General features: G+C 27.8%; 4 protein-coding genes. 1 reads left to right on the top strand and 3 read right to left on the bottom strand.

Going from position 1 to position 4,797, the window contains the following annotated elements; translation table 11 throughout:
• Window positions 1–159: 159 nt before the first annotated feature.
• From ACPKM0_RS01110 to ACPKM0_RS01100, 3 genes are read right to left on the bottom strand one after another with little or no spacing between them, the layout of a single operon-like run.
• Window positions 160–981, bottom strand: a complete 822-nt coding sequence (locus ACPKM0_RS01110; RefSeq protein WP_472472953.1) for a carbohydrate ABC transporter permease — start codon at window positions 979–981, stop codon at window positions 160–162.
• Between the two features lie 9 nt (window positions 982–990).
• Window positions 991–1,920, bottom strand: coding sequence for a carbohydrate ABC transporter permease (locus ACPKM0_RS01105; protein WP_472472952.1), 930 nt, complete (start codon window positions 1,918–1,920; stop codon window positions 991–993).
• Window positions 1,921–1,976: 56 nt separating this feature from the next.
• Complete coding sequence (locus ACPKM0_RS01100; protein ID WP_472472951.1) at window positions 1,977–3,254, bottom strand: ABC transporter substrate-binding protein; 1,278 nt, start codon at window positions 3,252–3,254, stop codon at window positions 1,977–1,979.
• A gap of 277 nt (window positions 3,255–3,531) precedes the next feature.
• On the opposite strand from ACPKM0_RS01100, the gene ACPKM0_RS01095 reads away from it, so the two are divergent.
• On the top strand, window positions 3,532–4,551 hold the full coding sequence (locus ACPKM0_RS01095) for a LacI family DNA-binding transcriptional regulator (RefSeq protein ID WP_472472950.1): 1,020 nt from the start codon (window positions 3,532–3,534) through the stop codon (window positions 4,549–4,551).
• The last annotated feature ends 246 nt before the right edge of the window (window positions 4,552–4,797 follow it).

Genomic DNA, 4,797 nt, shown 5'->3' with positions numbered 1-4,797 from the left:
TCTTGAGGGTTTTTAAAGCATTTAATATCCCATAATCCATTTAAGGAATGTATTTTATGAGATGTAAATAAATTGCTATGAGAAGCAATCGTTCCTTCATTAAATTTTGTTAAGTCTTCTAAATAGCTAAAATTGAACATAAGTCTCCCCTTAATACTTTTATTGTTTTACAGACCCAAGCATTCCTTCAACAAATTGTTTCTGGAATCCAAAAAATATTATTATAACAGGAGTTGTAGATAATGCAATTCCAACCATTATTACACCATAGTTAGGAGTGTATGAACTGCTCATTGATGAAACTAGCAATGTAGTAGTTCTTTTATCTGTCGTTTGAAGTACAATTAATGGCCATAAATAATTATTCCAACTAGTCATGAATGTATATATTGCAGCAGCAGCATATGTACTTTTCATTGAAGGTACAAAAATACTAATAAATGTTCGTATTTCTGATGCTCCATCTACTCTTGCCGCTTGTAATATTTCTTTTGGATAATTTACAAAGCTTTGTCTAAAGAAGAATACCATAAAAACACTTGCTGATGATACAAGAATTATTGCTGAATGTGAATTTAATAATCTTAATCTTGATACTATTTGAAAAAGTGGAATCATTAAGGAGGCAAAAGGAACCATCATTGTTAATAAAAAGAAAGCATAAGTATTTTCTTTGGCTTTTGTTCTATACATTTGAAAGCCATATGCAGCCATAGAAGTGATTATTAATGTTAAAATTACTGTTAAAGATGCAATTTTAAGTGAATTTATTAATGCTTGGCCCATATTTGCTTCACTGAATAATATTTTTGCATTATGTAAAAAGTTAGGTCCAAAAGATAGTTTTCCTCTTAATATATCTACAGAAGAGTTTGTTGCTCCAACTATAATCCAAAAGAATGGAAATAAAGAGAAAAATGAGGCTACTATTAGTACTATATACGAAATGATTAATCCAAATGTAAGTTTATTTTTTTTCATTTTTTTCTCCTATTTTACGCTTGCTTTTATTCTTTTGCTTACTGTTTGTTCACTTTTGTTGCTAATTTTAAATTGAATAAAAGATAAAATTGCTACAAGAACTAATATTGCATAAGAGACTGTGGCGGCATAACCAAATTTTGGAGTATATTTAAAGCATAAGTTATAAATATATACACTAAGGGTTAAGAAACAGTTATTAGGCCCAATCATAGAGGAAGTTGTTCCACTTTGAGCTAAATTCATTGGTTCGTCAAATAATTGTAATGTGCCTATTGTTGACATGACAGTGGTAAATAAAATCATTGGTCTTAATAAAGGTATTGTGATATGGAAAAAAGATTTTATTTCTGATGCTCCATCTACTTTAGCGGCTTCATATAAGTCTGAACTTATATTTTGCATTGCAGATAGATAGAAAATCATATTATAACCGGTCCATCGCCAAACCATAGCTAATATTAATACAATTGTTGCTAAAGTTGGTTCTGAAAACCAGTCTAAAGGTTTATCAATGAACTTTAGTGTTAAAAGAGCATTGTTTATTATTCCTTCATAACTAAATAACATTTTAAATAAAATTGCATATGCAATTAATGATGTTACTGAAGGTAAAAAAATAGCAGTTCTAAAAAAGCCTCTAAATTTAATTTTCTTATTATTTAATAACGAAGCGAAAATAATCGCAGAAATGAGCATTATTGGGACCTGAATAAATAATATTTTAAAAGTATTTTTTAAAGCTAAAAAAAACATTGGGTCATTAAATAATTTTATATAATTTCCAAATCCAATAAAAGTGGTAACTATTCCTTTTGTTCGTGTTGTTGTTAAATAAAGAGAATAAAAAATCGGATATAATAAGAATATTGCTAATAATAGAGCCACAGGTAAAATAAAATACCAACCGGTTCTATTTATTTTTTTTTCATGTGCCATAATATTTTCCTTAAATTAATACGGGGGATTTCTCCCCCATACATATTGGGCAATAATTATAAGATATCATTTTTTAATTGTGCATCAATTGCATCAAGAGTATCAGAAAGTGATTGACCATTATAATAAGCTTCTAAATTACCCATTACAGCAGCATCGGCTTCATAAGTATATTCGCCAATATTTACAACAGGAATATCTTTAGCATATTCACTTAAAATTTCATAAACTTTTTGTCCACCAAAGAATTCATCTGGTGCATTATAGTTTTTACCAGTAAATGCTGGAATGTAAGATCCAATAGCACCATTATTAACTAAAATAGTTTGATAGAAATCTGTATCTGCACCATAGATAGTATTCAAGAAATCAATAGCTTGATCCTTGTTTTTGCCATTTTCTAGTACATACCAAGATGATCCACCTAAATTAGATGCATTCTTTCCATTAGCGGATAGTCTTGGACAAGGAGCTACTGCCCATTTCCCACTTTGATCAGTAGCCGCTTTTATTGAACCAATAATCCATACACCAGATGTAATTGTTGGAACTTTTTCATTATTAATTGCACCAACCCATTCTGTCCAACCATTTGTAGGTAATGCTAAATCTTCTTCAACAAATCTTTTGTAAATTCTCATTGCTTCAGCTAAACTTTTGTTATTCTTTATATAAGGATTTCCCTCTTTATCAAAATACCAAGAGCCATCACTTTGAAGCATAATTCTTAATAATCCACCATCAGATCTGCTGTTAGCGAAGAAATATTGTCCAGTTTTAGCTTTATAATCTTTTGCTATATCACAGAATTGATCCCAAGTAATATTATTTAAATCATCTGCTGTATAACCTGCTTTAGCTAATAAGTCTGTTCTATAGAAGAATCCAGCAACACCAGAATCGAAAGGCATTGAATAATATTTACCATCTAATTTGGCAACATCAACTTTTGCACTAAGGAAATCTTTTTGATTGATTTCATTTGTTAAGTCAGCAAATTGTCCTGGATAAGAATTTAAATATTTTAAGCCATTATAGTCTTCAATTAATACAATATCAGGTAATCCTTCTGTTGTTCTTGCAGCTAGATTTGTATGTAATTTTTGTTCAACATCAGCTTTTGCCATTTCAACTATATTAAATTCAACATCTGGATGTGCTTTTTGATAAATATCAGTTGCTTCTTTCATTATTGAAATATTGAAGTTTGGATCCCAAGCCCAAATAGTAATAGGGGTTTTTTCTGCAGCACTACTTTTTTCTGCTTCTCCTGTAGCAAATAGTGAAGGTCCGAGTAGTAAACATATTAAAGAAATTGTTAAAAATTTTTTCATAAGTTCTCCTTTTTGTTTTTTAAATAACTACAATTATAGTAACATATAAGTAAAAGGTGTCAAGAAAAATTTAGTAAATATTTACTAATTATTTACTAATATTATCGTTATTTATTATACAAATAAATATAATTGTGTTTAATATTTACTAACGATTTTATAATATGTGAAACAAATAAAAAAATATATTACTAAAAAAAAGTAAAATTTTTATTAAAATAGACATTTTTTACTTATCGTGATAGAATTATTGAAAAAATGTATAAGAAAGGTAAAAATGGCTACAATTAAAGAAATTGCAGAAGCTGCGAATGTATCTCAAGCAACTGTTTCTAGAATATTAAATAATGACAATACTTTATCAGTTTCAGATGATACAAAAATACGAGTATTAGCTATTGCTGATGAATTTGATTATATTCCATTAAAAACAAGAAAAAATGCAAAGAAGAATTCAAGATTAAATATTGCTATTGTTGATTGGTATGTAAATAAAGCTTTAATTGAAGATCCATATTATTTATATTTAATGACTACTGTAGAGAAGGCTTTATCAAAAGAAAATATTAATTCATTTAAAATGTTAAAAGTTGAAGGTAGTTATGTTTCATCAGTTAATAATAAGCCTGATGGTATTATTGCTATAGGAAGATTTGATGAAGATTCAGTTAATATGCTTTCTAAAATTTGTAATAATATTGTATTTATTGATTCTTCTCCTAAGGCTGATACTTTTAGTTCTGTTATGATAGATACTGAGTTTGCAACTACTCAAGCATTAAAATATTTATTTAAATGTGGTCATAATAAAATTGCTTATATGGGTGGGAAAGTAATTTCTGATACTGGCTTAAAAATGACTTATGCAATTGATGATCGTAGAAAAGTGGCATATCAAAATTTTATAAAAAATAAAGGATTAAAATCTTTTATTTATGAAGGGGATAGGCTTTCTTATGAAGAAGGGTTTGCCTTAGCAAAAGAGGTTATAGATTCCCAAGTTAGACCGAGTGCAGTTTTTGTTGCTAACGATACAATGGCATCAGGTGTTATGGCAAGGTTTAAGCAAGAGGGTATATTAATTCCAAGAGATATTTCTGTTTTTGGTTTTAATGATTTACCAGGTTCAAAATATTTAGATCCTGCTTTATCTTCTGTAAAAATTGATATGAACTATATTTCAACTTGTGTTATTAAATTACTAAAAGAAAAATTAGAAAGTTCCAATTTTTTCCCTATAAAAGTATTAATTCCAACATCTTTGTCTCTTCGTGATTCAGTAAAAATCCTTGATTAATTAAATATTTAATCTTTTTAAATAGATTCTTGTATTTGATTATATATTTTTGTATAGTAAAATAATTAATATATTTATTTCATTAATTGTTAATTCTTTATTAAATTACTCACATATAGAAAAAGTGTGTTATTATATAAGTGTAGTAATAGCAAAATGATAAGGAGGTTTTTTATGGATTTTGATATTAATCAAGTTATGAGAGAGGCTATCAAATTAGCATGGAAATCAAGAGAGCATAATAAT

Origin of the sequence: Pleomorphochaeta sp. (assembly GCF_050031695.1) — a bacterium.
In the GTDB taxonomy this organism is placed as follows: domain Bacteria; phylum Spirochaetota; class Spirochaetia; order Sphaerochaetales; family Sphaerochaetaceae; genus Pleomorphochaeta.
Note: the sequence above shows the minus strand (reverse complement) of the source record. Positions and strands in the feature narration are given on the sequence as shown.